Source organism: Brevibacterium sp. BRM-1, assembly GCF_026802075.1.
Taxonomy (GTDB): Bacteria; Actinomycetota; Actinomycetes; order Actinomycetales; family Brevibacteriaceae; genus Brevibacterium; species Brevibacterium rongguiense.
In genome coordinates this window covers 2,335,422-2,361,308 of sequence record NZ_CP113788.1, presented here as the reverse complement: position 1 = coordinate 2,361,308, position 25,887 = coordinate 2,335,422, and the positions used below count along the sequence as shown (strand labels likewise).

23 protein-coding genes are annotated in these 25,887 nt (G+C 72.3%); 12 read left to right on the top strand and 11 right to left on the bottom strand.

Going from position 1 to position 25,887, the window contains the following annotated elements; all coding sequences use genetic code 11:
* The first annotated feature begins 46 nt into the window (after nucleotides 1-46).
* From BRM1_RS10385 to pknB, 7 genes are read left to right on the top strand one after another with little or no spacing between them, the layout of a single operon-like run.
* The gene (locus BRM1_RS10385) at nucleotides 47-883 is read left to right on the top strand and encodes a DUF3662 and FHA domain-containing protein (protein ID WP_268525681.1); all 837 of its coding nucleotides are present in this window, start codon (nucleotides 47-49) and stop codon (nucleotides 881-883) included.
* Nucleotides 880-1,455: an FHA domain-containing protein FhaB/FipA gene (locus tag BRM1_RS10380; protein WP_160953976.1), complete on the top strand. Its 576-nt coding sequence runs from the start codon at nucleotides 880-882 to the stop codon at nucleotides 1,453-1,455. Before BRM1_RS10385 ends, BRM1_RS10380 begins: the two co-directional genes overlap by 4 nt.
* Complete coding sequence (locus BRM1_RS10375; RefSeq protein WP_268525678.1) at nucleotides 1,452-3,191, top strand: PP2C family protein-serine/threonine phosphatase; 1,740 nt, start codon at nucleotides 1,452-1,454, stop codon at nucleotides 3,189-3,191. The genes BRM1_RS10380 and BRM1_RS10375 overlap by 4 nt, the downstream gene beginning before the upstream one ends.
* Nucleotides 3,188-5,071, top strand: coding sequence for an FtsW/RodA/SpoVE family cell cycle protein (locus BRM1_RS10370; RefSeq protein WP_268525675.1), 1,884 nt, complete (start codon nucleotides 3,188-3,190; stop codon nucleotides 5,069-5,071). The genes BRM1_RS10375 and BRM1_RS10370 overlap by 4 nt, the downstream gene beginning before the upstream one ends.
* Complete coding sequence (locus tag BRM1_RS10365) at nucleotides 5,068-6,537, top strand: peptidoglycan D,D-transpeptidase FtsI family protein (protein ID WP_160952045.1); 1,470 nt, start codon at nucleotides 5,068-5,070, stop codon at nucleotides 6,535-6,537. The genes BRM1_RS10370 and BRM1_RS10365 overlap by 4 nt, the downstream gene beginning before the upstream one ends.
* A complete protein-coding gene (locus tag BRM1_RS10360; protein WP_268525673.1) occupies nucleotides 6,534-8,342 on the top strand; it encodes a protein kinase domain-containing protein in 1,809 nt (602 codons plus the stop codon). The genes BRM1_RS10365 and BRM1_RS10360 overlap by 4 nt, the downstream gene beginning before the upstream one ends.
* Nucleotides 8,339-10,288, top strand: a complete 1,950-nt coding sequence (gene pknB, locus BRM1_RS10355) for a Stk1 family PASTA domain-containing Ser/Thr kinase (protein ID WP_268525671.1) — start codon at nucleotides 8,339-8,341, stop codon at nucleotides 10,286-10,288. The genes BRM1_RS10360 and pknB overlap by 4 nt, the downstream gene beginning before the upstream one ends.
* 182 nt (nucleotides 10,289-10,470) lie before the next feature.
* On the opposite strand, the gene BRM1_RS10350 is transcribed toward pknB, so the two are convergent.
* The 4 genes from BRM1_RS10350 to BRM1_RS10335 all read right to left on the bottom strand — a co-directional run bounded on the left by BRM1_RS10350 (nucleotide 10,471) and on the right by BRM1_RS10335 (nucleotide 14,103).
* Nucleotides 10,471-11,136, bottom strand: coding sequence for an anthranilate synthase component II (locus BRM1_RS10350; protein WP_268525658.1), 666 nt, complete (start codon nucleotides 11,134-11,136; stop codon nucleotides 10,471-10,473).
* The gene (locus tag BRM1_RS10345; RefSeq protein ID WP_235936187.1) at nucleotides 11,133-11,309 is read right to left on the bottom strand and encodes a hypothetical protein; all 177 of its coding nucleotides are present in this window, start codon (nucleotides 11,307-11,309) and stop codon (nucleotides 11,133-11,135) included. Before BRM1_RS10345 ends, BRM1_RS10350 begins: the two co-directional genes overlap by 4 nt.
* The gene (locus BRM1_RS10340; protein ID WP_268525656.1) at nucleotides 11,306-12,703 is read right to left on the bottom strand and encodes a class E sortase; all 1,398 of its coding nucleotides are present in this window, start codon (nucleotides 12,701-12,703) and stop codon (nucleotides 11,306-11,308) included. The genes BRM1_RS10345 and BRM1_RS10340 overlap by 4 nt, the downstream gene beginning before the upstream one ends.
* Before the next feature lie 131 nt (nucleotides 12,704-12,834).
* Nucleotides 12,835-14,103 carry an MFS transporter gene (locus BRM1_RS10335; protein ID WP_268525654.1) on the bottom strand — a complete coding sequence of 423 codons (1,269 nt, stop codon included), beginning with the start codon at nucleotides 14,101-14,103 and terminating at the stop codon, nucleotides 12,835-12,837.
* Nucleotides 14,104-14,751: 648 nt separating this feature from the next.
* On the opposite strand from BRM1_RS10335, the gene BRM1_RS10330 reads away from it, so the two are divergent.
* Both BRM1_RS10330 and yczE read left to right on the top strand, forming a co-directional pair.
* The gene (locus tag BRM1_RS10330) at nucleotides 14,752-15,636 is read left to right on the top strand and encodes a cell division protein CrgA (protein WP_268525652.1); all 885 of its coding nucleotides are present in this window, start codon (nucleotides 14,752-14,754) and stop codon (nucleotides 15,634-15,636) included.
* A 4-nt stretch (nucleotides 15,637-15,640) separates the two neighbouring features.
* Nucleotides 15,641-16,297, top strand: coding sequence for a membrane protein YczE (gene yczE, locus BRM1_RS10325; protein WP_268525650.1), 657 nt, complete (start codon nucleotides 15,641-15,643; stop codon nucleotides 16,295-16,297).
* A 219-nt stretch (nucleotides 16,298-16,516) separates the two neighbouring features.
* On the opposite strand, the gene BRM1_RS10320 is transcribed toward yczE, so the two are convergent.
* Entirely contained in the window at nucleotides 16,517-17,299 is a 783-nt protein-coding gene (locus BRM1_RS10320) for a rhomboid family intramembrane serine protease (protein WP_268525648.1), read from the bottom strand.
* Nucleotides 17,300-17,342: 43 nt separating this feature from the next.
* Nucleotides 17,343-17,882: a peptidylprolyl isomerase gene (locus BRM1_RS10315; protein WP_160952041.1), complete on the bottom strand. Its 540-nt coding sequence runs from the start codon at nucleotides 17,880-17,882 to the stop codon at nucleotides 17,343-17,345.
* Nucleotides 17,883-18,129: 247 nt separating this feature from the next.
* Here BRM1_RS10315 and BRM1_RS10310 point away from each other — a divergent pair, with 247 nt between their 5' ends.
* A complete protein-coding gene (locus tag BRM1_RS10310) occupies nucleotides 18,130-19,014 on the top strand; it encodes a hypothetical protein (protein ID WP_268525647.1) in 885 nt (294 codons plus the stop codon).
* A 128-nt stretch (nucleotides 19,015-19,142) separates the two neighbouring features.
* On the opposite strand, the gene BRM1_RS10305 is transcribed toward BRM1_RS10310, so the two are convergent.
* From BRM1_RS10305 to BRM1_RS10290, 4 genes are all read right to left on the bottom strand, one after another.
* Nucleotides 19,143-20,345, bottom strand: a complete 1,203-nt coding sequence (locus tag BRM1_RS10305) for a CoA transferase (protein ID WP_160952039.1) — start codon at nucleotides 20,343-20,345, stop codon at nucleotides 19,143-19,145.
* Between the two features lies 1 nt (nucleotide 20,346).
* The gene (rraA, locus tag BRM1_RS10300; protein WP_160952038.1) at nucleotides 20,347-20,904 is read right to left on the bottom strand and encodes a ribonuclease E activity regulator RraA; all 558 of its coding nucleotides are present in this window, start codon (nucleotides 20,902-20,904) and stop codon (nucleotides 20,347-20,349) included.
* A 93-nt stretch (nucleotides 20,905-20,997) separates the two neighbouring features.
* Nucleotides 20,998-21,741: a hypothetical protein gene (locus tag BRM1_RS10295; protein WP_160952037.1), complete on the bottom strand. Its 744-nt coding sequence runs from the start codon at nucleotides 21,739-21,741 to the stop codon at nucleotides 20,998-21,000.
* Nucleotides 21,742-21,904: 163 nt separating this feature from the next.
* Nucleotides 21,905-22,948: an NAD(P)-dependent alcohol dehydrogenase gene (locus BRM1_RS10290; RefSeq protein WP_160952036.1), complete on the bottom strand. Its 1,044-nt coding sequence runs from the start codon at nucleotides 22,946-22,948 to the stop codon at nucleotides 21,905-21,907.
* Nucleotides 22,949-23,117: 169 nt separating this feature from the next.
* Between BRM1_RS10290 and BRM1_RS10285 the strand changes: the two genes are divergently transcribed.
* Both BRM1_RS10285 and BRM1_RS10280 read left to right on the top strand, forming a co-directional pair.
* On the top strand, nucleotides 23,118-24,017 hold the full coding sequence (locus BRM1_RS10285; RefSeq protein WP_160952035.1) for an SMP-30/gluconolactonase/LRE family protein: 900 nt from the start codon (nucleotides 23,118-23,120) through the stop codon (nucleotides 24,015-24,017).
* A 143-nt stretch (nucleotides 24,018-24,160) separates the two neighbouring features.
* Nucleotides 24,161-24,937, top strand: a complete 777-nt coding sequence (locus BRM1_RS10280; protein WP_268525644.1) for an SDR family oxidoreductase — start codon at nucleotides 24,161-24,163, stop codon at nucleotides 24,935-24,937.
* Between the two features lie 20 nt (nucleotides 24,938-24,957).
* Here BRM1_RS10280 and BRM1_RS10275 read toward each other — a convergent pair whose 3' ends face one another.
* Nucleotides 24,958-25,878: a GDSL-type esterase/lipase family protein gene (locus BRM1_RS10275; RefSeq protein WP_160952033.1), complete on the bottom strand. Its 921-nt coding sequence runs from the start codon at nucleotides 25,876-25,878 to the stop codon at nucleotides 24,958-24,960.
* Between the last annotated feature and the right edge of the window lie 9 nt (nucleotides 25,879-25,887).

Here is a 25,887-nt window from a genome sequence, read left to right as displayed (position 1 = left end):
CGGCCGCCTCACGCGCCCGGCCCACTTTCCCGGAGGAGGCGAATCCATGGGCGTTCTCGACCGCTTCGAGCGGGGCATCGAACGCGTCGTCAACGGCGCGTTCGCGAAGGCCTTCCGCTCACAGGTCGAACCCGTGGAGCTCGCGGGCGCCCTGCGCAAGGAGTCCGACACCCGGGCCGCCGTCGTCTCCCGCGGGCGCACCCTCACCGCGAACGCCTACACGATCGAACTGGCCCGCAATGACTTCGAGCGCCTCGAGCCCATCTTCGGCGAGCTGCGCAACGACCTGCGCCAGGTGATCGGAGAGCACGCCGTCGAGCAGGGCTACAGCTTCGTGGGCCCCGTGGGCGTCGCCATCGAGGAGGCCAACGATCTGGACACGGGCATGTACCGCGTCCGGGCCAAGACCAGCCGGCCGGACGGCACGGCGGCCGCGCAGCCGGCCAACCGCGGCGGCTACGACCCCGAATCGCGCGCCCACCCCATTGTCCCCGAGGCCTATGAGCAGTCCCAGCGCCAGCGCAGCTCGCAGCCCGTGCCCGCGCCCACGGGGGGCTCCCCCCGCCGCTCGGGCCAGCCGGCGCGGCGGGTGGAGTTCTCCGTGAGCGCGGGCGGGCGCCGCTACCGCCTGGAGCCGGGCACCACCGTCTTCGGGCGGTCCTCGAACAGCGCGGACATCGTCCTTGACGACCCCGGCATCTCCCGGCGCCACTTCGAGATCACGGTCGACGGCGACCACGCCACGGCCACGGACCTGGGCTCCACGAACGGCACGCTCTTCGACGGCCGGCGGATCACGAGCATCACGCTCACCGACGGCGTCGAGCTCGTCGCCGGCGACACCGCCGTGACCTTCCACGAGACGGAGACGGGAGACCGATGAACGAACTCACCGCCATGGTGCTGCGGCTCGCGTTCTTCGCGCTGCTGTGGATCTTCATCTTCTCGATCGCCGGTGTGCTGCGCACCGACATGTTCGGCCAGCGCCGCAAGTCCAAGCGCCAGCGCGCCCGCGCCATGCGCGCCGCGCAGCGCTCCCGCGGCGGCATGAACGCCAGCGCCAATGACTACCCGGCCCCCGCAATGGCCGGGGCAGCGGCGGCCGGCGCCGGCGCCTCGGCGCCCCCGGCGGGGAGCGGAGCCGGCTACGCCCCCGCACCCCAGCGCCCCCATGAGCTCGTCGTGGTCTCCGGCCCGCGGACCGGGGAGGTCGTGGCGCTGGGCACCGGAGCCGTGACGATCGGCCGGGCGGAGGACAACGTGCTCGTCATCGATGACGACTTCGCCTCCGGCCACCATGCCCGCATCTTCCCGCAGGGCGGCATCTGGTACGTCGAGGACGCGGGCTCCACGAACGGCACCTTCCTGGGCGATGAGCGCGTGCGCGGCGCCGTGCCGCTGGCCGTGGGCGCCCCCGTCACCGTGGGCCACAGCATCGTGGAGCTGCGTTCGTGACACAGGGCGGACAGGGCATCATGTTCGACTTCGCGGCCCGCTCGAACACCGGGCTGGTGCGGAAGAACAACCAGGACTCCGGCTATGCCGGCCCCAACTTCCTGCTCATCGCCGACGGCATGGGCGGCCACGCAGGCGGGGACGTCGCCTCGGCGATCACCGTCTCCCGCCTCGCGGACCTCGACGAGGCCGACTTGGGCCAGGACGCCCTCGAGCGCCTGCGCACCTCGATCCTCGACGCGAACGAGCGGATCTCCAACAGCGTCGTCGAGAAGCCCGAGCTCGCCGGCATGGGCACCACCGTCACCGCGCTGCTGCGCGCCGGGGACCGGCTGGCGCTGGCCCACATCGGCGACTCCCGCGGCTTCCTGCTGCGCGACGGGGTGCTCACCCAGGTGACCGCGGACCACACGTTCGTCCAGATGCTCGTGGACGAGGGCCGCATCACGCCCGAGGAGGCCGAGCACCACCCGCAGCGCTCCGTCGTCATGAAGGTGCTGGGCGACGTGGGCGCGGCCCCGGAGCTCGACCTGTCCATCCGCGACACCCGCGTGGGCGACCGCTGGATGCTCTGCTCCGACGGGCTCACCGGCTTCGCCTCCCACGAGGACATCCTCGAGGCCCTCACCGCGATCGACGACCCCGGCCGCTGCTGTGAGAAGCTCGTCGACCTGGCCCTGGCCGGCGGCGGCGCGGACAACGTCACCGTCGTCATCGGCGACGTCGTCGAGGCGACCCCGGCCGGCGAGCACGAGCTCGGCGAATCCGTGGGCAGCGTGCGGATCAACCCCCACTTCGCCCTGCTGGGCCAGCGCGACCGCCCCACCGAGCTCATCGACACCGGCGGGCAGCGGGCCGTGGGCTCCGAGACGCCCACGGAGGCCATCCCCGATGACGAGATCCTCGCCGCCGAGGCGCGGGAGGACTCCGCTGCCGGCGACGCCCTGCGCGCCTCCGAGGCCGGCGAGCTCGACGGCGGTGCCGCCCTGGCCGCCGGCGGCGCGACCGCGGCAGCGGGTGGCGCGGCGGACAACGAGGCCGCCGCCGCGGCCGATGCCGAAGCGGCGGGCGATTCCGCCGCCGAGGCGCCCCCCGGCTCGCGCCGCGCACGCCGCCGCGCAGAGCGGGCGGCCGAGGAGCGTGCCGCCCAGCAAACCGCAGCCGATGCTGGCGCCGCAGGCCACGATGGCACGGGCGAGCGCCGCAGCCGCGCCGAGCGCCGCGCCGACTGCCAGGCCGACAGCGAGGCCGCCCATGAGCTCGGCGCCCCCGCCGATGGCCTCGACGAGGACCTCGACGACGAGCCGCGCCCGCGCCGCCGCGCCCTCAAGGGCCTGCTCGCCGCGCTCGTCGTCGTCGCGGTGATCGGCGTCGCCGGCCTGCTGGGCTGGAACTTCGTGCGCTCGCAGTACTACGTGAGCAACGACGGCGGCTACGTCACGGTCTACCGCGGCGTGTCCCAGAAGATCGGCCCCGTGGCGCTCAGCCGCGTCGAGGACCGCTCGGACATCCAGGTCACCGGCCTGTCCTCCTACAGCCAGCACCGCCTCGAGGAGACCATTCCGGCCGGTTCCAAGGAGTCCGCGGAGAAGGTCGTGGGCGACATGCGCCGCGAGTCGGAGGCCAACTCCCAGCGCACCGGGATCCAGCCCGGGGCCTCGGACGCCACCGAGTCCCCGGACCCGGCGCCGAGCAGCCCGGTGGGCGCCAGCGCCGATGCGGGGGCCGGCGCATGAGCTACGCACCCGCCGCGGCGGCCCAGGAGGCACCCGCCCCCGCCGCCGCGCAGGCCGCCGAATCCTCGGAGCTGCGCGGCCCGCGCACGTACCGCATCGCCGAGCTGCTCTTCGTCCTCATCGCCGTCGCGATCTCCGCCGCGGCCTACGTGCTCGTGGGCCTGGGCACCTCCGACTCCGTGCCCGCGGACGTCTACGAGTACACGTTCTGGCTCGCCGGCCTGGGGATCGGCCTGCACATCGTCACGTGGTGGCGTGCCAAGTACGCCGATCCGGTGCTCGTGCCGATCGCGGTGCTGCTCAACGGGCTGGGCCTGGCGATGATCTTCCGCCTCGACATCGCGGCCGACAAGCACCAGGCGGACAGCCAGATGATCTGGATGACCCTGGGCTGCATCCTCGCCGCGGCCGTCGTCATCGTCATGCGCGACCACCGCATCCTGCGCCGCTGGATCTACCTGTCGGGCCTCGCGGCGATCGTGCTGCTCCTGCTGCCCCTGGTCCCCGGCCTGGGCACCACCGTCCACGGCGCCAAGATCTGGATCTCCGTGGGCCCGTTCTCGTTCCAGCCCGGCGAGGTCGCCAAGCTCCTGCTCGCCGTCTTCTTCGCCGGCTACCTCGTGAACTACCGCGATCAGCTCGCCCTGGCCGGCAAGAAGGTGCTGGGCCTGCGCCTGCCGCGCCTGCGCGACACCGGGCCCATCGCAATCGCGTGGCTGGCCAGCGTGGGCATCCTCGTCTTCCAGCGCGACCTGGGCACCTCGCTGCTGTTCTTCGGCCTGTTCGTGGCGATGCTCTACATCGCCACCGGGGTGAAGTCGTGGATCGCGCTGGGCACTCTGCTCTTCGCCGGCGGCTCCTACGTCGCCTACCTGCTCTTCGACCACGTCCAGCAGCGCGTCGACGGCTGGCTCCACGCCCTGGACCCGGAGGTGTTCAACCGCCAGGCGGGTGGGTCCTACCAGCTCGTCCAGGGCCTGTTCGGGATGGCCAACGGCGGGCTCATGGGCACCGGGTTCGGCGAGGGCCGGCCGCAGACGGTGCCGTTCGCCAACTCGGACTTCATCTTCGCCTCGCTGGGCGAGGAGATGGGCCTTGTGGGCCTCTTCGCGATCCTCGCGCTCTACCTCATCTTCTTCGAGCGCGGGATGAAGACCGCGCTCATGCTTCGCGACGGCTTCGGCACGCTGCTCGCGGCGGGGCTGTCGTTCACGTTCGCGTGGCAGACCTTCATCGTCGTCGGCGGCGTCACCCGCGTCATCCCGCTCACCGGCCTCACGACCCCGTTCCTGGCCGCTGGCGGCTCCTCGCTCGTGGCCAACTGGATCATCGTGGGCCTGCTCCTGCGCATGTCGGACAACGCGCGCCGGCCCGTCGCGGAGATCCCCACGGGCGTGCTGCCCGTGCTGCGCGACGAGGACGACTCGCCGCGCCGCCGCGCCCGCCGTTCCTCTGCCGCCGAGGCGCCCGCGGCAAGCACCGCCGGCTCGGCCAGCGCTGGGCCGGCCGGCGCCGATGCACCGGTGGCTGCCGACTCCGCCGCCGGCGCCTACCACTCGGGAGCGACGGGCGAGTTCAGCGACGAGGACCTGGCCCGCGCCTCGGGCCCGGATGACGACGACGCCTGGCGGGTGGCCGGCAGCGCGCGGCCCAGCCGCGCCGCGGCCGCCCCGCAGGCCGAGGGCGGGCCCGCCGCCCGGGCCGGTCACCCCGAGGACGAGGCGCCGACGTCCGCGCTGCCCCAGCACGGGGCGCAGGCGGCCTCACCCGGAGTGCCGCCGCGGCCGCAGGAGGCTCCCCTCGGGGATCCCGAGGAGGCCGCGACGACCGCCCGGCCCGCCGTGAGATCCCGCAACCGCATGGGAGGTGAAGACCAGTGAAGAACCCGCTCAAGCACGTCGCCGTCGTGGGCTTCGTCCTGTTCGCCCTCCTCTTCGGCTCGACGAGCGCCATCCAGTACTTCGCCGCGGACAGCCTGCGGCAGAACCCGCTGAACAACCGCACGGTCATCGCCGAGCTCGCCCGTCCGCGCGGGCCCATCCTCGTCGACGGCAAGGAGCTGGCCGCCTCGAACCCCGTGGACGACGAGTACAAGTACCAGCGCACCTACGGCGGGGACGGCCTGTCGGCCAAGGCGTACGCGAACATGACCGGCTACTTCTCCATCGTCTCCGGCACCACCGGGCTCGAGCGCTCGGAGAACGACCTGCTCTCCGGCACCTCCGACGCGATGTTCTACGACCGCGTGGGCAGCTGGTTCACCGGCCAGCAGCCCTCCGGCGCGGCCATCGACCTGACGATCAACGCGAAGGCCCAGCGCGCGGCCTGGGAGGGCCTGGGCGATCAGCGCGGGGCCGCCGTCGCCCTCAACCCGAAGACCGGCGAGGTGCTCGCGATGGCCTCCACCCCGGGCTTCGACCCGAACACGCTGGCCACGCACGATCGCAGCAGCGCGCAGGACGCCTACCAGCGCCTCGAGGGCGCCAAGAGCAAGCCGCTGTACAACCGCGCGATCGGCGGCAATCTCTACCCGCCGGGCTCGACGTTCAAGCTCATCACGGCCGCCGCCGCCCTGGAGAAGGGCGACGTCAAGCCCGATTCGGAGATCTCCGCGCCGGATTCGCTCAAGCTGCCCCAGACCAGCCGCTCCCTGCGCAACGCCGGCGGCGAGACGTGCGGTTCGAACGGCCGGGCCACGCTCAAGCACTCGCTGACGATCTCGTGCAACACCGCATTCGCCCAGCTCGGCATGGACCTGGGCGGCAAGGCGCTCAACGCGCAGGCGGAGAAGTTCGGCTTCGGCAAGCGCTTCGACATGCCGCTGTCCGTCTCGCCGTCGACCTTCCCGGCGGATGCGAACGAGCCCAGCCTGGCGATGTCCGCGATCGGCCAGTACGAGGTGCGCGCCACGCCCATGCAGATGGCCATGGTCGCCGCCGCGATCGCCAACGGCGGCCGCGAGATGACGCCCAACCTCGTCAAGCAGGTGCGCAACGCCAAGACCCTCGAGACCATCGAGAAGCCCTCCCCCAAGGAGTTCTCGCGGCCCATCAGCTCCGGAACCGCGGACTCCCTCACGGACATGATGGAGTCCGTCGTGGAGGACGGCACCGGCACCGCGGCCCAGATCAGCGGCGTCAAGGTGGCCGGCAAGACCGGCACGGCGCAGCACGCGGAGGGCGGCTCCCCGCACGCCTGGTTCACCTCCTTCGCCCCGGCCGACGACCCGCAGGTCGCGGTCGCCGTCGTCGTCGAGGACGGCGGCAGCGCGGGCAGCGAGGCATCCGGCGGACGGGTGGCGGGCCCCATCGCCAAGGACATCATGGAAGCGGTGATCGACAAATGAGACCCCAGCCCGGAACGATGCTCGGCGGCCGGTACGAGCTCACCAGCCGCATCGCCGTGGGCGGGATGGGCGAGGTGTGGCGCGGCCGCGACACGATCCTCGACCGTCAGATCGCGGCGAAGATCATGAAAGAGGAGTACCTGAGCGATCAGTCGTTCCTCGACCGGTTCCGCGCGGAGGCCCGCAGCATGGGCGCCGTGTCCGACCCCGGGATCGCCGGCGTCTACGACTACGGCGAGGAGAACGGCTCGCCCTACCTCGTCATGGAGTACGTCCCGGGTGAGCCGCTGTCCTCCATCCTCGACCGCAACGGCGGGATGAGCGAGCACGATGCGCTCGACGTCACCGCCCAGGCGGCCCAGGCCCTCGATGCCGCGCACCGCGCGGGCGTCGTCCACCGCGACATCAAACCGGGCAACCTGCTCATCACGCCCGACTTCCGCGTGAAGATCACCGACTTCGGGATCGCGCGCGCCGCGGACCAGGCACCGCTGACGAAGACCGGCCAGGTGATGGGCACAGCGCAGTACCTGGCCCCCGAGCAGGCCACCGGCAAGGGCTCGGTGCCCCAGTCCGACCTGTACTCGCTGGGCGTCATCCTCTACGAGATGCTCGCCGGCCAGCGCCCCTTCACCGGCGACTCGCAGGTGGAGATCGCCATCGCGCAGGTCAACCGGCAGCACCCGCCGCTGCCCGAGACCGTCTCCGAGCCCGCCCGCCGCCTCGTCGACCTCATGCTCGCCAAGAAGCCCGAGCAGCGGCCGGACTCCGGGGCCGCCGTGGCGGCCGGCGCTCGCGCGCTGGCCAACGGCGACATCGCCGCCGCGCAGGCCGCGATCCCCCAGCTCGCCCAGGGCGCCGGCAGCGAGGACGCCACGCGCGCCTTCCAGCCCAGCGCCGGGGACCAGGCCACGCGCGTGCTGCCCGTGACCGCGCAGAACCCCGTCGTCGGCTCCGAGCAGCCCGGCACGGGCCAGTACGGGCAGGCCGCCGATGCGCAGGGCGCGGACGCCCAGCGCCCCGATGAGCTCCAGGACGGCCGGCGGAAGATGTCCGGCGGCAAGGTCTTCGCGATCGTGCTGGCCAGCATCCTCGTCTTCGCGCTGCTCGTGTGGGGCGTGTGGACGTTTGCCACGAGCGGTGACTCGCAGCCCGATCCCGGCCCCACCGCGCAGCAGTCCCAGACGACCGACAGCGCGACGGTCACCCTCGACCCGGATGACTACATCGGCCTGAGCCAGGAGTCCGCCACGAGCAACATCGAGCAGCTGGGCCTGACGGTGCGCGCCGTGACCGTGAGCTCGAGCCGCGATGCCGGCACCGTCACCCGCGTGCGCCGCGGCGATGACGGCTACACGTTCGCCAAGGGCGACCGCGTGACGATCGAGGTCTCGCGCGGCTCGGGCTCCTCGTCGAACGAGGATTCCTCCGGGTCCTCCAATGACAGCGGGTCCTCGTCGAAGAAGACCTCCGGCAACGGCTCGGGGTCCAACGACAGCGGCTCGTCGTCGAAGAAGACCTCCGGCAGCGGCTCGGGGTCGAACGACGACTCGGACTCCGGCAGCGGATCCGATTCGGGCTCCGACAGCGGCAGCGACTCCGGATCCGGGTCCGGCAACGACTCCGGCGACTCCGGCGATTCGGGCTCCGACAACGGGGGCAGCGATTCGGACAGCGGAGGCGACTCGGGCGGCTCCGACAACGGCAGCGGGGGCGACGCCGGCGGCGGTTCGGACAACAACGGCGCCGGCGACTCCGGCGGCTCGGACAGCGGCTCCGGCGCGGGCAGCGGAGGAGATTCATGAGCGAGCCCAGGATTCTCTCCGACCGCTATGAGGTGCGCGACCTGCTGGGCCGCGGCGGCATGGCGGAGGTGCACGCGGGACTCGACACGCGCCTCGGGCGCCGGGTGGCGATCAAGCTGCTGCGCTCCGACCTGGCGCGCGACCCGTCGTTCCACGAGCGCCTCAAGCGCGAAGCGCAGTCCGCCGCGGGCCTCAACCACCCCGGCATCGTGGGCGTCTACGACTCCGGCGAGGAGACGTTCACGGAATCCGGCGGCTCCGCCGTGCAGGTGCCCTTCATCGTCATGGAGTACATCGACGGGCAGACCCTGCGCCAGGTGCTCTCCGCCCACGGCCACCTCACGGTCCGCGAGGCCCTCGACGTCACGGCGGGCGTGCTCGCGCCGCTGGAGTACAGCCACCGCAACGGCATCGTCCACCGCGACATCAAGCCGGGCAACGTCATGCTCACCCCGGACGGCGACATCAAGGTCATGGACTTCGGGATCGCGCGCGCCCTCGAGGACACCGGCAGCCTGACGAACACCCAGTCCGTGGTGGGCACCGCCCAGTACCTGAGCCCCGAGCAGGCGCGCGGCGAGATCGTCGATGCCCGCTCGGACCTGTATTCGACGGCGTGCCTGCTCTACGAGCTCCTCACGGGCCGCCCGCCGTTCACCGGCGATTCGCAGCTGGCCGTCGCCTACCAGCACGTGGGTGAGACCCCCAGGCCCCCGTCGGACTTCGTGGCGGGCATTCCCGCCAGCGTCGACCGCCTGGTCCTCCACGCCCTGCAGAAGGACCGCGACAAGCGCTATCAGGACGCGTTCACGTTCCGCGAGGACGTCCTCGCGGCCCGCGACGGCCGCCCGCTGTCCATCGACGGCGAGGACGCCACTCGGGCGATCACCCAGGCCCCGCCCACCGTCGTGGCCCCCCTCCCGGTGCCGATGGGCCAGGGGGCGGCGCCCACGGGCGGCACCCCCACGGGCGCCGTCGCGAGCATCGGCCAGGACCCCCATCCGGCGACCTCGGGCCTGTCCGCCCTGCCGGACGCCGGGCCCGAAGAGCAGGCCGCCACCCGCCGCAAGCGCGGCTGGCTGTGGGCCGGCGCCGCGCTCATGGTCCTCGTGCTCGCGGGGCTGGGCCTGTGGGTCTACAACGCCACGAAGCCGGAGGAGAACCCCCCGTTCGCCCTGGCCGACCTGGTCGAGCGCAAGGCCGACGACGCCGCGCAGTACCTGCAGGAGCAGGGGCTGCAGTCCAAGCAGCAGGAGATCGCGGACGACGACGTCGACTCCGGCAGCGTCGTCAAGACCGATCCGAACGCGGGCACCGAGGTGCGCCGCGGGGACACGGTGACGCTCTACGTCTCCACCGGTCCCGATGAGGTCAAGGTGCCGGACACCGGCGGCGACACCGAATCCCTGGCGCGCCAGAAGCTCGACGACGCGGGCCTCAAGGCCGGCAACAACACGGAGAAGAACTCGCCCACCGTGGAGAAGGGCAACGTCATCTCCACGAAGCCGGGCAAGGGCAAGACCGTGAAGAAGGGCTCGAACGTCGACCTGGTGCTCTCCACCGGCCTCGTCGACGTCCCGGACGTCACCGGCAAGTCCGGCGACGACGCCTGCAAGATCCTCAAGGACGACAAGTACCAGCTGGGCTGCCAGGTCGAGGAGGAGGAGACCGCGGACCACGACGCGGGCAAGGTCTTCCAGCAGAACATCAAGGGCGGCGGGCAGACCGACCAGCACGCCACCATCACGGTGACCGTGGCAAAGGCCCCGCCCACGCCGGAGCCCACCACCGAGGCGCCCCTGCCCTCGGCGACCGGCGGCCCGCTCCCGGTTCCCTCCGACCAGAACAACGGGGTTGACGGCGATGACTCCGCCCCCGATCCCGGGAATGCGGACAGCGATTCGAGCGCCGTCGACGAGCTCATCGAGAGCCTGCGGCGCATGTAGCCCGTGCGTTCGCCCTCGCCCTCAGCGGCCGGCACCCATCCGGGTGCCGGCCGCTGTGCGCGTGCCGGGGCGACCGGGCTCGTGAGCTCGCTCGTGGCCGGGATTCGCCGGGAACCGGGCCGAGATGGGAGGTTCCGGCGAGGCCGGACCGTCGGCCGCGCCTCGGCGGCTGCAGCCCAGGCTCAGGCCCGGTTGAGGCCCGCCGAGGCAATGGGCGAGCGCCCCCGCGCGGCCTGGGCCGCCTCGGGCATCCCACAGACGGCGAGGAAGTTGCCCACCATCTGGTAGCCGTCCTCGGTGAGGACGGACTCGGGGTGGAACTGGACGCCGAAGAGCGGTGCGGTGCGGTGCGCGATCGCCATGACCACGCCGTCGCGGGTCTGCGCGGTCGTCTCGAAGACCTCGGCCGGCAGCGTGGAGTCGACGATGGCCAGCGAGTGGTAGCGGGTGGCGGTCAGCGGGTTGCGGCAGTGGGCGAACATGCCCTCGCCGGTGTGCTCGACGAGCGAGGTCTTGCCGTGCATGAGCGTGGGCGAGTGCGCCACGGTCGCGCCGAAGACCTCGCCGAGGGCCTGGTGGCCCAGGCAGACGCCGAACAGCGGCAGGCGGTGGGCCTCCGCCCAGGCGATGACCGCGGGGCTCACCCCGGAATCCGCCGGCGCACCGGGGCCGGGGGACAGGAGCACGCCGTTGAAACCGGGCAGCAGCTCGTCGAGCTGGGCCGCATCGAAGTCGTCATTGCGCATGACGGTCGTGCGCGCACCGAGCTCGCGCAGGTAGCCCACGAGCGTGTAGACGAAGCTGTCGTAGTTGTCGACGACGAGGATGTGCGCACCGGCTCCACTCACTGCCCGCCCCCTTCGTCCACCGTGGCGCCGTTGAACGGCATGTACGGGGCGATGACGGGGAAGACGAACTGCAGGAGCAGGTAGCACACGGCGGCGATGAGGATGAGGCAGATGAGCAGGCGGACGAACCACGGCCCGGGGAGGTTGCGCCAGATGAATCCGTACACGGTCACTTGCCTCCTGCATCTGCGAACGCGGGCGAGTCCTTGATGTCCGTGGGCGCGCCCTTGGACGCCGGCCGCCAGTCGGTGAGCTCGGAGTAGGCGATGTAGCGCTCACGCGCGGAGAACATGGGGTTGCACGCCGTCATCGTCATGATCCGGTCCTTGCCCTTGTACTTGGGGTAGGCCGGGACGGGCGAGAGCACGTCGGTGTCATCGGGCAGGACGATGTCGAAGTTGCGGAACGTGTACGTGTAGTAGCCATCCGCGGTCTGCACGATGATCTTGTCCCCCGGTCGCATCTCCGCGATCTGGTTGAGCGGCTTGCCGTACGTCACGCGGTGCCCGGCCAGGGCGAAGTTGCCCACGTCGCCGGGCATCGCGGTGGACGGGTAGTGGCCCAGGCCCATGTTGTTGAGCACGGGGTCCAGGGAGACGCCCTCGGCGAGCGTGCGGTAGTAGTCGTCGCCGAAGCGGGGGATGTAGACGATCCCGAAGGCCTTCTCCGCCTCCGGCGCCTTGCCCACGACGGGCTCGTCCGGGTCATCCGGCAGTTCGTCCTTGGGGTTGTCCTTCCACTGCGTGGTCAGCTGGTCCGCGAGCTTCTGGTTGTCGTTGTCCGCGGCGAAGTCGGTCCACCACAGCTGCCAGACGACGAAGAGGATGAGGACGAGGCCGGCGGTGATGCACAGCTCGCCGAACGCGCGGATGGTGCCGCGCACGGGGCCCAGCGGCTCGTACTCCCGGTTCCGGCTCCCACCGCCAGCGCCGGAGTCCCCGGCGCCCGCCGCCGAGGTGCTCCCGGCCACCGCGGGCGCCGCGGGCTGGGCCTGCTGCTGGCCGGCCCACGGCTGGGTCCGCGCCGAGTAGTCCGCGGCCGCGGGGGCCGCGGCGGTGGGCCAGCCGTACTGCGCGGACTGGGGATGCGCCTGACCGCCCGCAGGTGGGCCGGAGGGCGCCGCGGCGTTCGGGTGCTGCGCCGGCGCGTGGGGTGCGCGGCCCGCGTAGGCGCGGCCGCCGGTGCCGTAGCCCTGGCCGAGTGCCGCCTGCTGGCCGGTGGGCTGCGCCGAGCGGATGACGGGCCGGGCGGCGGACCCCTGTCCACCGCCGATCGGATCGAAGCGCTCGGTCGGGGGCTCGCCACCCGACTGCTCGTTACTCACCTGCTCGGCACTGAAATGCTCGGTGCCGCGCCGTCCGCCGCGGGACTGCTCGCCGCTGAGCTGCTCGCCCCGCGCGGCCGCCTCGCCGGCGGTCGGCTGGACCGCGGACTGACGACCCACAGGCGGCCGACCGGACGCGGGCTCCGCGGCATCCGCAGCGGACGCGGGGGTCCCTCCGCGCTGAGCCTCCTGGGCGGCGCGCTCCTGCGCAATCCGCTCGCGGCGGCTCATGGGCTGGTCCACTGATCATCTGCTTTCGGCTGCTCAAGCGGGCAGGCGCCCGCACGGTCCCCTCGTATTCTAAGCCGAACCGCACCGGCGCGCGGCGGCCAGCGCCTCAGGCCAGGGGCCCGCACTCCCGCTTGGCCCACGCCTCAGTCCACGGCTGCGCCTGCACCGCCTGGATCGCCCCCGTCCTGTGCCAGGCCCGCCTGCGCCAGCGCGGGGTCCACCGCCTCACCCGCGTGGGCTGCGCCATCGCGGCGCAGCCGGGGGCTGGCCCAGACGAACCCGGCGATCGCCAGGGCCGCGGCGGTGCCGAGCAGCAGCGGAACCGCCGGGGCGAAGCCGTAGAGCACGGTGGCGAGCAGCGGTGCGACGATGATCGTGAGGGCATTGACGGCAGCGATGAGGCCGGCGATGCTGCCCTGCTCCGCGCGCCCCACGACCAGGGTGGCGCCGCTGATGGCCCCCGGTGAGGCCATGCCCATGCCGATGCCGGCGAGGAAGACGCCGCCGAAGATGCCCACGGCACCGAGGTCCGGCACGAGTCCCGCGAAGACCAGGGCCGCCACGATGGCGCCCACGAGCATGAGGCCGCGCGGGCTCCAGCTGCGCAGGCGCACGATGACCGTCTGGCTGAGGACCAGCCCCACGCCGGCGGCCACGAGCGCGAGGCCGGTGGTGAGCGCCGTGCGCTCAGGAGACTGGCCCAGGCGGTCCTGGGCGACGAAGCCGATGAGGATGTCGACGAAGCCCAACGCCGTGAACATGCCGAACGAGACGACCAGGTATGGCAGCACGCGGCGGTCGAGCGGGGAGACCCGCGCGGTGGGGTCGGTGGCCGCCCCGCGGCGCGCCGGCAGGCCGATGAGCACGATGAGGAGGGCGGCCGCCAGCAGTCCGGGCGAGGCCCAGACCGGGGCCATAAGGCTGATGCCGCCCAGCAGCCCGCCGGCGGCCGGGCCGATGAGCATGGAGACTCCCTGCGCGGCGCCGATCGAGGCCATGCCGCGCACGCGCGCCTCCCGGCTGTCGGTGAGTGAGGCGACGTAGGTCTGGGCCGTGGGGACGAGCGCCGCCTCGCTGAGGCCGAACCACACCCCGCGCGAGGCGATGAGCCCGCCCACCACGGTGAGCACGGACAGCGCCCCCGCGAGGCCCGCCTGGGCGACGAGCGCGAACGCGACCATCGCGAGGATGCCGTTGCCCAGGCTCACGGCCAGGACCCGCTTGGGCCCCCAGCGCTGCGCGGCACGGCCCCACCGCGGCCCGGTGAGCACGATGCACAGGGCCGCCACGGAGATGACGAGGCCCATCTGCCATTCGGCGATCCCCAGCGCGCGGGCGAACGGGGCGATGACGGGCACGATCGACGTGAGAGCGGTCTGCGCCAGCAGGACGATCGCGGCGACGCCGAGCACGCGCCGTCCCGCCGCATCCGGCGGGCCAGGCGGACCCGGCGGGGCCGCCGCACTGGGACTCTGCGCGCCGGGACTCGTCGCCCCGGGGGCCGCCGAGGCGGTCCCCGGTTCCCGCACACCCGCCGGCGGGCCGACAACGGGGTCGCCGGGGTGCTGGCTCCCGGGCCACTGGCCGCCGTGGGCCGAGGCGTCCGAACCCGGGCCGCTCGAGACCCGGCTGTGCGGGTCCGCATCGCCCGAGCCCCGGCCGCTGGGGTCCGGGGCGTGTGAACCCTGGCCATTGCAAGCCTGGATATTCGGACCCTGGCCGGTCGAACCTTGATCATTCGGGCCCTGGCCGGCCGCTCCCCGGTGATCCGGGGCGTGGTCGTCGGGGACGGGGCCGGGGCGCTGAGTCATCTGCTCCTGAGTCCTCGTTCGACGGCGGATAAGGACAGGCTATGCACGCGGTCGAGCGCACACAACCCCGCGCCCACCGCGCGAACAAGGCACACGGCACCCCATCGCGCACCCGCCGGACGCACTGCGCGGTGCGCGGGAATGGGCAGCGCTCGACGATCCCGCGTAGACTTCACTGCATCTGACAGCCTGCCCACTGGTGAGCGGGACGACCCGACGTGCGATCGGACCCGCACCCTAAGGAGAGACGTGGCCAACTCGAGCCGCGGCAAGAAGCCGCACCGGACCCAGCGCACCCCCGCCTCGGCGGCGGAGACGACACCGGATCCCGCGCTCATCGACGACATCGACGACCCGCGCGCGCAGCCCATCGACCCCGAGGACCCGGGCCTGCCGGAGCAGCTCGCCGCCGAGGACGAGCGGGAGCAGCGCGCCGAGGCACGTGCCCGCGCCGACCTCGAGGCCGCCGAGGACGAGGAGCGCCGCGCCGAGGCGGACAAGCGCACCGATGAGCTCGCCGGCAACGACGACGCGGTCGCAGCCGATGAGCACCGCGTGAAGAAGGCCAAGGCGGACAAGCGCGCCGCCCGCGCGGAGGCCAAGGCGGCCGAGGATCCCGATCCCGCCGACCGCGCAGGGTTCGCCGAGGAGGAGGCGAAGGACCGCGCCGAGGCCGCCGAGGAGGAGGCCGCCGCGAAGGCCGCGGACTCGAAGGGCTCGAAGGCCTCGGGCACCAAGGGCTCGAAGGACGCGGGTTCGAAGGACGCGAAGACTGCGGGTGCCACGGGCTCGAAGACTGCGGCGAGCGCGAAGGGCGCCAAGGAGAAGGCGAAGCAGCCCGCCAAGGGCGAGCGCTCGCCCAAGCGCACGGCGCGCTCCGGCAACCCGGCGAAGCGCTCGAGTTCGCGCAAGCAGTCGAGCTACACGTCCTCGGAGACCCAGCAGTCCATCAAGCCCAACCCGCGCTGGTTCGTGCCGGTGCTCCTGAGCATTCTGGGCCTGGGCCTGCTGTGGCTCGTCGTCTTCTACGTCTCCGGCGGCAAGTGGCCGGTCGAGGCCTGGGGCAACTGGAACCTGCTCGCGGGCTTCGGCATCCTCGTGGTGGGCCTGGGCATGTCCACGCGCTGGCGCTAGCCGCGTGGCGGCAGGGGCGGGCGGGCACTTCCGCCTGCTCGCGAGCTATCCGCTGCCCGTGCGCCTGGTCGCGCTCTACGCGGGCCTGGCCGGGTTCGGCTTCTCCAGCGGGCTGCTCATCCTCTCAACGCTCGGCAACACCCCCTGGGATGTGCTCCACCAGGGCCTCGCGCTGCACATCCCGCTGTCGATCGGCACGATCGCCGTGGGCCTGTCGCTGCTCCTGCTGCTCCTGTGGATCCCCCTGCGCCAGCGGCCGGGGCTGGGGACGCTGTCCAATGCGCTGCTCGTGGGGCCCTTCATCGACCTCACCCTGCGCTTCGTGCCGGAGCCGGACGCGCTCTGGCTGCAGCTCGCCTACATGGCCGCGGGCATCGTCATCAACGGGGCCGCGACGGTGCTCTACATCATCCCGGCGTTCGGCCCGGGCCCGCGCGACGGGCTCATGACCGGCCTCGTCGAGCGCACCGGCAGGCCCGTGCTGCTCGTCCGCTCCTGCATCGAGGTCCTCGTCATGGCGGCCGGCTGGCTGCTGGGCGGCCGGCTGTTCATCGGCACGCTGCTCTACGCGTTCGGCATCGGCCCGGTCACGCAGGCGATGCTGCGCCTTGCCGCGCGCGTGCTGCACCCGCCGGACCCGTTCGCCTCCGACGACACGTAGGACGGCCGCTGCCCCGCCCGCCCCGCGCCCGAGGTGCGGGCCGGCAGCGCGCGCCTGCGCGCCTCGGATACGGGGCTCCTCATGCGCGGAGCCGGGCCGGGTACGGGGCTGCTCAGGCGAGGGGTCGGTTGAGGCGCGGAACAGGTACGGGGCCGGGGCCGGGGAAGGCACAGTGCGCCGCGGGCCGGGGCAGGCGCAGGCCGCCTCGGGCGCCGGGATTCAGGCGAGGGCGTAGAGCGCGCCCATGACCACGGCCAGTGCCCCGGCGCCCACCCAGAAGACCGGCGGGCCCAGGCGCCGCGGGGGCAGCAGCCGCAGGCAGCCGAGCACGAAGCCCACGAGGAGGCCCCCCAGGTGCGCCTGCCAGGCGATGGTGGGCTCGATGGCCATGTAGCCCACGTTGAGCACGACGAAGAGCACGACCCCGCTGATGTTGCGGTCGAGGCGGCGGGTGGGAGTCAGCAGCACGCCCACGATGCCGAACACGGCACCGGAGGCGCCCACGTAGCCCGCGTGCCAGTTGGCGGCGGACGGGGAGGACAGCAGGAGCGTGAGCAGCGAGCCGCCGAACGCGGCCAGGACGTAGACCGCCACGAGGAAGCGGCTGCCCACGGAGCGCTCGACGAACGTGCCGAAGAAGAACAGGCCCACCATGTTGAAGAACACGTGCCCGGGGTTGGGCTGGGCGTGGACGAGTGCGGCGGTGAGCGCGCGCCAGGGCTGCGACTCCGCGAGCGCGGGCGAGAACGCCAGCGCCTGCTGCAGGTGCAGGCCGGGGATGAACTGGAGGACGAAGCACGCGAGCGTGACCGCGATGATCGTCGCGGTGGCAGAGGGCCGCCGCGGCCGGCGGCCACCCGCAGCGGGGCGGGCCGGGGCGTGCGCGGGGGCGGGGGCCGGCCGGGGCGCTCGCTCGGACGGGCCGAACCCGGCGCCGGCCTCACCGTGGGAGGGCCGTGCGCCGGGTTCGGGTGCGCCGTGGGCGCCGGGATCGTGGGTCACAGGTGCGCCCGGTCCACTGGCCCGGTCCGCTGAGCCGACTCGATCAGGACGCCGGCAGGACGTCGACCGAGGTGATGGTGACGGGCTCCATGGGGCGGTCCATGGGACCGGTGGGGACCTGCTCGATCTTGTCGACGACGGCCTTCGAGTCGTCGTCAGCGACCTCGCCGAAGATCGTGTGGGCGCCGTTGAGGTGCGGGGTGGGCACGGTCGTGAGGAAGAACTGTGAGCCGTTCGTGCCCTTGCCGCCGCGCTTGCCGGCATTGGCCATCGCGAGCAGGTAGGGGCGGTCGAACTTCAGCTCGGGGGAGATCTCATCGTCGAACGTGTAGCCGGGGCCGCCGGTGCCGGCGCCCACAGGGCAGCCGCCCTGGATCATGAAGTTCTTGATGATGCGGTGGAAGCCCAGGCCGTCGTAGAACTTCTGCGGGTTCGTCCGGCCCGCGTCGTCCTTGTACTCCTTGGTGCCCTCGGCCAGGCCGGTGAAGTTCTCGACCGTCTCCGGGGCCTGCTCGCCGAACAGGTTCACGGTGATGTCGCCCATGGTCGTGTGCAGGATCGCCTGCTGCGTTGCATTCGTCATGGCCGCCATTCTTCCACGCCGCCCGCACCGCTGTCCGCCGCGCCTGGGTGTGAGCGCCCAAAGCACAGCGGGCGGGCGGCGGAGTCTGCGCGAACGCTCAGCCCAATTGCCGATACCGGCCCTGACGTGGTGCGGGTGAGGCCGTAGACTGGCCGCGAGGGGCCGGTGCACGGGAGCCTCAGCGCAAGCTGACGGCGCTGCACCCCGAGATGCCGGCGCTGCGTACACGCTTGCGACGGAGGTTGAGATGTTCAAGAAGAAGGCCCAGCCCAAGAAGAAGGCCCATCGGCTGCTCAAGGACGTGAATCACGCTGCCGCGAACGTGGGCGACGCGGTGCGCGAGGGCACGGCGCCCTACCTGGAGCGCGCCAATGAGCTGCTGCACGAGGGCGGCGAAGCCCTGGCGCCCAAGCTGCGCGAGGCCAGCGAGTACCTCCAGCACACCGCGGACCGCGTCCGCCCCCGCCTCGAGGAGCTCGGCGAGCGCGTCGAGGCCAAGAGCCGCGAGGGCCTCAAGGACGCCCGCCGCTCGTTCGACAAGACGGCCGACGAGGCCGCCGGCCGCGCCTCGAAGTACCTCGGGGATGCCTCCGATGCGCTGGGCAGCGCCAAGACCCCGGCCGCGGTCGCCGTCCTGGCGGAGAAGCTGACCGGGGACAAGAAGGCCGCGAAGAAGGCGCAGAAAAACCTCGCCAAGCGGGGCCGCGCGCTGGCCAAGCAGACGAAGCCCAAGTCCAAGGCTGGCTTCGGCATGTGGCTGTTCTGGATCCTGCTCACCGGTGCCGTGGGCGGCATCGGCTACTACATCTGGAAGAAGGCGCAGCCGGTCGAGGACCCCTGGTCGACGCCGCTGCCCGGCAACCGCCCCGCCGATGCCCGCCCCGTGGGCTCGACGCCCCGCTCCGAGCAGGGCGCGGCGGCAACCGCGCCGGTCGTGAGCGAGGTTCCGGTCCCCGAGGCCGCGACCTCCGCGACGACGGATCAGGATGCCGACCTCGCCACCGGCGACGAGGCCACCGCCGTGATCGCCGAGAGCGAGACCGACAGCCTGGACTCCGAGCTCGACCGCGAGCAGTTCCTCGAGGACAACGACGACTCGATGTTCGAAGAGGTCGACAAGCCCAAGCACTGAGCCGGGCCGGGCGCTCGCGGGCGCCCGCCCCGAGCCGCCGCAGGCGGCAGGCAGGCGCCAAGCGGGCCCGAGGCAATTGCCTCGGGCCCGCTTCGCCGTCCCGGGTCCGGGCCGGGGATGGAGTTCGCTCAGGCGATGACGCCCTGCGCGGCCAGGTCGTCGAGTTCCGCGGCAGTGAGCCCCAGACGCTCGGCGAGCACGCTGCGGGTATCGGCGCCCAGGCGGACGGGGGCATCGGCGCGCAGGTAGGCGCCGTCCACCCGGATGGGCGAGGCGCCGGTGATGAGCGGTCCGGCTGCGGAGTGCTCGACCCGGTCGAGGACCGGGGTCGACGGCCAGGCCGCGGCCGCCTCGGCGGCGGTGGCGTACGGCGCGAAGAGCGCGCCCGTCTCCCCCAGCGCGGCACATGCCTGCGCGCAGGTGCGCTGCGCGAACCACGGGGCGAAGACCGCCTCGAGGACGGCGCGGTGGGCATAGCGCTGGTCCTCGGCCTCGAAGTCCGCCTCCAGCGCCTGCGCCAGCGCGGTGACGACGTCCCCGCGGCCGGTGGCCTCGACGAGCCCGCGCCACTGGCGCACGGTGATCGCGGTGACCATGATGTGCCGGCCGTCGGCGGTGGCGAAGTCCGTGCCGAAGGTGCCGAACAGGTGGTTCCCGTGGCGGGGGCGGTCGGCGGCCAGGGCCTCGGTGTACCAGCCCAGATCCGCAACAGCGGAGAGCGCGACGTCTTCGAGCGCGATCGTCTCGAAGCTGCCCCTTCCCGTGGTGGCGCGCCGCAGGAGGCCCAGCAGCACGGCGGAGACGACTGCCTGGCCGCAGAGCAGATCCCAGGCGGGCAGCACGTGGTTGACGGGCCGCTCCGAGTCCGCCGGGCCGGTGAGACCGGGCACGCCGGTGGCCGCGTTCACGGTGTAGTCGACCGCCGGGGCGCCGTCGGCCCTGCCAGTGACGCCCACGTGGATGAGGTCGGCGCGGCGTTCGCGCAGCAGGGCGTCGTCGAGGTGCCTGCGGGCGGCGCCGTTCTCCACGAGGATGCCCCCACCTGTGCCCGGTGCGGTGATGAGGTCCATCGCGAGCCGGCGCCCGGTGTCGCTGCGCAGGTCAAGGGCCACCGACCGCTTGCCGCGGTTGAGCGTGTGCCAGTAGATCGAGGTGCCGCAGGGGTCCACCGGCCAGCGGTCGCTGTCGGGGCCGCCGCCGAGCGGGTCGATCCGGATGACCTGGGCACCCAGTTTCGCAAGGCCCAGGCAGGCGCTGGGGCCCGCGATGAACGACGCGTTCTCGATGATCGTCGTGCCCGCGAGCGGGCCGGCCGAGTGCGCGTCGGCCATGTCAGCCGCGCGTCGGGGCGCCGGGCGCGGTGACGCCGTCTGCTCTCGCGGTGCTGCTGTGCGCGCTCGCGGTGCTCGCCGGCTCGACGAGGATGCCGTCCTCGTCGGCCCACAGCCGGCCACCGGGCTCGAAAGTCACGCCGCCGAAGCTGACGGGCACGTCGATCTCGCCGGCCCCGTCCTTCGCCGACTTGCGCGGATTGGAGCCCAGCGCCTTGACGCCCAGGCGCAGCTCGGCGATGGCGGCGCGGTCCCGGATGGCGCCGTTGATGATGACGCCCGCCCAGCCGTTGGCCACGGCCGATTCCGCGATCATGTCGCCCATAAGGGCGGACTCGAGGCTGCGGGCACCGTCGACCACGAGGACTGCGCCCTCCCCCGGCGTGTTGAGCAGCTGCTTGACCAGCGCGTTGTCCCGGTGGCAGCGAATCGTGCGGATGGGGCCGGCGAAGCGGGTAGCCCCGCCCAGGTCCTGGAACTGCAGCGAGACGGAGTCCAGCGCGTCACCGCGCTCGTCGTAGAGGTCGGCGGTGGGCTGCGGCTGTGTGTGCTCGGTCATAGTCCAAGGATGCCACTGCGGGCGGGCTGTCTCACTGCCAGGCCCTGGGATGGACGCAATGGCAGTCAGCTGCCCGCCAGCCGGCGGTGTGGGTCAGCGCGTAAAGGTGCGCGTCGCCGCGCCCGTTGCCCAGCTGACCCGGGGGTAGGCGACACGGTAGGCCCGCTTGCCCCGCTGCTTGACCGAGAAGTGGGCGCGACCATGTGAAAAGTTGCGCGTCTGCACTGTCTTCCAGCCCCGGCCGGACTTGACCTGCAGCTGGGCGCGCTTGGGACTGTAGGCCACGTAGCGCGGGTGCTGCCAATCGACGTTGAAGCGCTTGGCCTGCGCGCTCACGCGCACGGTCGAACCCGAGCGGCGAGAGCTCGCCGTCAGGGACGACTTCGCGCGGATGTAGAAGTAGCCCTTCACCTTCGAGCGCTTCTCAATCCACTTCGAACCGACTTTGAGGAATGCATGTCCCGGACCAATCGTGATCTTGCCGAGGATTTTGTTGTAGGGACAGAGTCCAATTCGCGCTGTCCGCGGATGATCACGACTGTCGAAATCCGCGTAAGGATATGAGAACGGGTACGTGTCGGCGATTCGCAGGACAGTCCTTCCCTTCGTCATTCGCGTGTGAAAGTCCCACGTGCGCACGTTCGTTCTCGACTTCAGGTGCACATACGAATACGGACATCCCGAGTTCCTTGAAACGACCATGTCTTTCATGGACAGCGACACCACATCGAAGCGCGGCGCAGATTTCGCGGCGGCGGGGCCCGCGGGGACGGTCAGGCCCAGCACGGCGAGGACGGCGGCGAGGACGGCGGCGCAGGCGCGCACGAGCGAAGGCATAGGAGTCCTAGGGCGGAGGGCCGATCGCTCGGCAAGTGGGAGAGACGCGGAACTGGGTCCGCAGCGACCCGCTCCACGCTCAGAATAGGCGAGATTCGCAGGGGTGCGAATCCGCGCCTCTCCTCCCCTTGCCACCGTGCGGAGACCGCACCTCCGCCGCGTCCTATGCGTTGGGTGTGACGACGGCTCGGCCGCTGATCTTCCCGGCCTCCAGGCTTCGGTAGGCCTCAAGGGCATCGTCCATCGCGAAAGTCTGGATCGTCGGCGTGATCTGCCCCCGGCGATACATCGCCGCCACATCGTAGAGGTCGCCCAGCGAACCCCAGTAGGTGCCGTTGAGCGTGGACTCATAGGGCGTGCCGAAGAAGCTCCAGTCCGCCGTGCCGTCGGCGATCCCCACCACGACAACGCGCGAGCCAATGCCCGCGGCCGCGCGTGCTGTGGCGATGGTCGCCTTCGCTCCCACGAAGTCGAAGGCCGCGTCGACTCCGCGACCGCCCGTCAGGTCGCGGATCCGCTCGACCTGGCCATCGCCGGCGGGGACCGTTTCCACCCCGTCGCCGGCCACGGCGTCCATCGCCTCCTGCTTCGCATCGGTCGCAATGATCTGCGCACCGGTGAGCGCGCGAAGGATCTGGACCGCAACCTGGCCCAGACCGCCCAGGCCCACGACGAGCGCGGACTTCCCACCGCCGGCCAGATTCGGCAGTGCCTGCTTGATCGCGTGGTAGGGCGTGAGGCCCGCGTCGGCGAGCGGGGCCGCGGCCACCGGGTCGGCATCGCCCAGCGGCACCAGGTTGCGGGCCGGCACAGCAACGTATTCCGCCATCCCGCCGTCGCGCCCGAGCCCGATCGCCAGGGCCGGGTTCGTCGCCGCGTTGTCGCAGTAGTTCTCCGCGCCCTGCACGCACATACGGCACCGACCGCAGCCGGTCGGCCCGTACACCAGATACGCATCGCCGATCTCCACACCGGTCACACCCGGGCCCAGCTTCTCCACCCACCCGGCGGACTCGTGCCCCAGGACGAACGACGGCTTGAGCGCACCGGGGTGCTCGGCGGTGAAGTCGCGGTAGACGGAGACGTCGGAGTGGCACGCGCCCGCGCCAGCCACCTTGAGCAGCACCTCGCCCGCACCGGGCTCCGGCACCTCGACATCGGTCAGCGAAGGAAAGGTCTGGTAGTTCTCGAACACGACTGCGCGCATGGGGGCGCCTCCTCGAACGCGGGACTACCCGGCGCGCCCCTCGCGCCGGTGCGATCCGCTCGCCGTCCACGCTACTCGTGAAACGTCTCACATGCACGGGCGGTGATGCGTGCACCGTCAACTCCGGCGGGGGTAGAGAGGCGGCGGCGGCCTGGACTAGGTTGGCGGCATGAGCGAACGCGACGTCCAGACCATCGCCACCGGCTTCACCTTCACCGAGTGCCCGCGCTGGCACGACGAGCGCTGGTGGTTCGTCGACTTCTACACGCACCGGATCCTGTCGATGCGCGCCGACGGCTCGGACCTGCGCACCGAGGTCGAGGTCCCCCAGCGGCCCTCGGGGCTCGGCTGGCTGCCGGACGGCACCCTGTTGTTCGTCTCGATGCGCGACCGGCGGGTCATGCGCAAGGACTCCGACGGGTCGGTCTCCGTCCACGCGGACCTCTCCCGCCTCGCGGCCGGCTACCTCAACGACATGATCGTCGACGCGCAGGGCCGCGCCTACGTCGGCAACTTCGGCTTCGACCTCACCTCGGGCGCCGACATCGACCTCGCCGCCCTCATCCGCGTCGACACGGACGGCACCGCGACCGCGGTCGCACACGACCTGTGGTTCCCCAACGGCATGGCGATCACCGACGACGGTTCCACGCTGCTCGTCAACGAGACGTTCGGCGGCCGTGTCAGCGCCTTCGACATCGGCGCGGGCGGCGCGCTGGGCGAGCGCCGGGACTGGGCGAAGTTCTCCGAGCTGCCCCAGACCCGCTCCTTCGAGGCGGCCCGTTCCCAGCTGGTGGTCGAGCCCGACGGATGCGGACTCGACGCGCAGGGCAGGCTCTGGGTCGCCGATGCCATGGGCGGCCGGGCACTGCTCGTGGCCGAGGGCGGCGACGTCGAAGACGAGATCCCCGCCGGCACCGGCGTCTTCGCGTGCATGCTGGGCGGCCCGGACGGCCACGACCTGTTCCTCTCCTGCGCGCCGGACTACGACGAGCACAAGCGCTCCGCCGCCCGCGAGGCGACCGTCAAGATCGTCCGGGCCGAGGTGCCCCACGGCGGGCGCCCATAGCCCGCCCGCACCGCGCGCACCCGCAGTGCACCCGCAGGTGTGCGCTCGAGCGCACACACGTCGCCGTGCGCGCATCGCATTTCACGTACCGCTGCCACCGCTGGCCAGCCGCACCGGAACCGGCACCCGGGTAGGCTCGGCGCATGAGCGACGAACTGTTCTCCGTAACCGGCAAAACCGTCCTGGTGACCGGCGGCTCCCGCGGCATCGGCTACATGATCGCCCAGGGCATGGCCGCCCGCGGCGCCCGGGTCATCATCTCCTCGCGCAAGGCGGATGCCTGCGCTCAGGCGCAGCGAGCGCTGGCGGAGTTCGGCGACGTCACCGCGATCCCCGCCGACGTCGCAGACCCCGATGCCGCCACCGGCCTCATCGCCCAGGTGGAGGAGCGGTTCGGCGAACTCCACGTGCTCATCAACAACGCGGGCGCCGCCTGGGGCGCCCCGTTCGACGAGTTCCCCCTCCACGGCTGGTCGAAGGTCCTGGGTGTCAACGTCGTCGCCCCGTTCGTCCTCGTCCAGCGCGCCCGCGCACTGCTCGAGGCTTCCGGCAGCCAGGACGACCCGGCGCGCGTCATCAACATCGGCTCGATCGACGGCCTGCGGGTGCCGGAGTTCGACAACTTCTCCTACAGCGCCTCGAAGGCCGGCATCCACATGCTCACCCGGCACATGGCACACGAGCTCGCGCCGCGCATCCTCGTGAATGCGATCGCTCCCGGGCCCTTCCCCACACAGATGCTGGGCGGCGCGATCGCGGAGAACGGCGGCGAGGAGGCCGCCAGGGAGCGCAATCCGCTGGGCCGGTTCGGCACCCCGGACGATGCGACGGGCATGACCGTGTTCCTCGCCTCCCGCGCCTCGAGCTATATCACCGGGGCGATCATCCCGCTGGACGGCGGTGCGTCGACGATCGCCTGAGCACCAGTCCTCCGCGGGCGCTACAGCGCGCGCTCGGCGAGCGCCTCCCAGAGCAGACGGTGGCCCTCCGGTGTGGGGTGCAGCCCATCGGCCAGCAGGTCCGAGCGCGCCTCGAGCACGGGGTAGAGGTCGATCACGTCGCGGTGCGTACCCGCGCCCCAGTCCAGCAGCTCCGCCCGCAGCGCCGAGGTGCGGGCGGGGTCGAGCTCGGCGCCGAACTCCGTGCGGGCGCGCTCGCGGTCGTGCCACAGGGGGCAGAGGACTACCGGGCGCACCCCGCCGGCCTCGAGCGCCTCGCAGGCGGCAGCGAGCGCAGCGCAGACCTCGGCAGGGCCGGCGCCTGCGGTGAGATCGTTGACACCGGCGGTGACGATGACGGTGTCGCAGCGCCGGTGCAGCGCCTCGTCGAGCGCGAACTCCTGAAGTTGCGCGGCCATGAGTCCGGGCACCGCCAGGCTGAACACGCGGTTGACCGTTTCGTCGGCGCCGATGTGGGCGCGGGCCAAGCGGTGCACCCACCCTCCCGCGGGATCGGCGCGGCCGTAGGCGATCGAGTCGCCCACGATTCCGATGCGCTGGGCAACGGCCAGGGGGCGAGCGTCCACGTAGGCCCAGGCCGCGCCGTTGTCCGCGGTGCGCACGCGTCGGCGCGCATAGGCCGCGACCTCGTAGGCATCGGCCTGCGCGAGCTGAGATGCCGTGAGCGCAAGGAGCGCTCCCGCAACCGAACCGTCGTCAGCGCGGGCGAGGCCGCGGTGGACGGCCAGGCCGCTGGCGGCCACCACCTCGGGATCGGAGATGGCCACCTCCGTGAGGCGGTGGCCCAGCAGCCGGTCGGCCGTGGGCTCGATCTCACACCCGAACACGTGACGCTGGACCGCGGGATCAAGCAGCGTGCCGAAGGAGAATACGCGGTGAGGGGGCAAAGCGCTGCTGGTCACGAAGCCAGC

Bases quoted from the DNA above. Each gene is read 5' to 3' on its own strand.
- pknB (WP_268525671.1), top strand. From the start codon at position 8,339: ATGAGCGAGCCCAGGATTCTCTCCGACCGCTATGAGGTGCGCGACCTG.
- BRM1_RS10295 (WP_160952037.1), bottom strand. From the start codon at position 21,741: ATGCCTTCGCTCGTGCGCGCCTGCGCCGCCGTCCTCGCCGCCGTCCTC.
- BRM1_RS10285 (WP_160952035.1), top strand. From the start codon at position 23,118: ATGAGCGAACGCGACGTCCAGACCATCGCCACCGGCTTCACCTTCACC.
- BRM1_RS10385 (WP_268525681.1), top strand. From the start codon at position 47: ATGGGCGTTCTCGACCGCTTCGAGCGGGGCATCGAACGCGTCGTCAAC.
- BRM1_RS10310 (WP_268525647.1), top strand. From the start codon at position 18,130: ATGTTCAAGAAGAAGGCCCAGCCCAAGAAGAAGGCCCATCGGCTGCTC.
- BRM1_RS10305 (WP_160952039.1), bottom strand. From the start codon at position 20,345: ATGGCCGACGCGCACTCGGCCGGCCCGCTCGCGGGCACGACGATCATC.
- BRM1_RS10370 (WP_268525675.1), top strand. From the start codon at position 3,188: ATGAGCTACGCACCCGCCGCGGCGGCCCAGGAGGCACCCGCCCCCGCC.
- BRM1_RS10290 (WP_160952036.1), bottom strand. From the start codon at position 22,948: ATGCGCGCAGTCGTGTTCGAGAACTACCAGACCTTTCCTTCGCTGACC.
- BRM1_RS10380 (WP_160953976.1), top strand. From the start codon at position 880: ATGAACGAACTCACCGCCATGGTGCTGCGGCTCGCGTTCTTCGCGCTG.
- BRM1_RS10360 (WP_268525673.1), top strand. From the start codon at position 6,534: ATGAGACCCCAGCCCGGAACGATGCTCGGCGGCCGGTACGAGCTCACC.
- BRM1_RS10280 (WP_268525644.1), top strand. From the start codon at position 24,161: ATGAGCGACGAACTGTTCTCCGTAACCGGCAAAACCGTCCTGGTGACC.
- BRM1_RS10315 (WP_160952041.1), bottom strand. From the start codon at position 17,882: ATGACGAATGCAACGCAGCAGGCGATCCTGCACACGACCATGGGCGAC.
- rraA (WP_160952038.1), bottom strand. From the start codon at position 20,904: ATGACCGAGCACACACAGCCGCAGCCCACCGCCGACCTCTACGACGAG.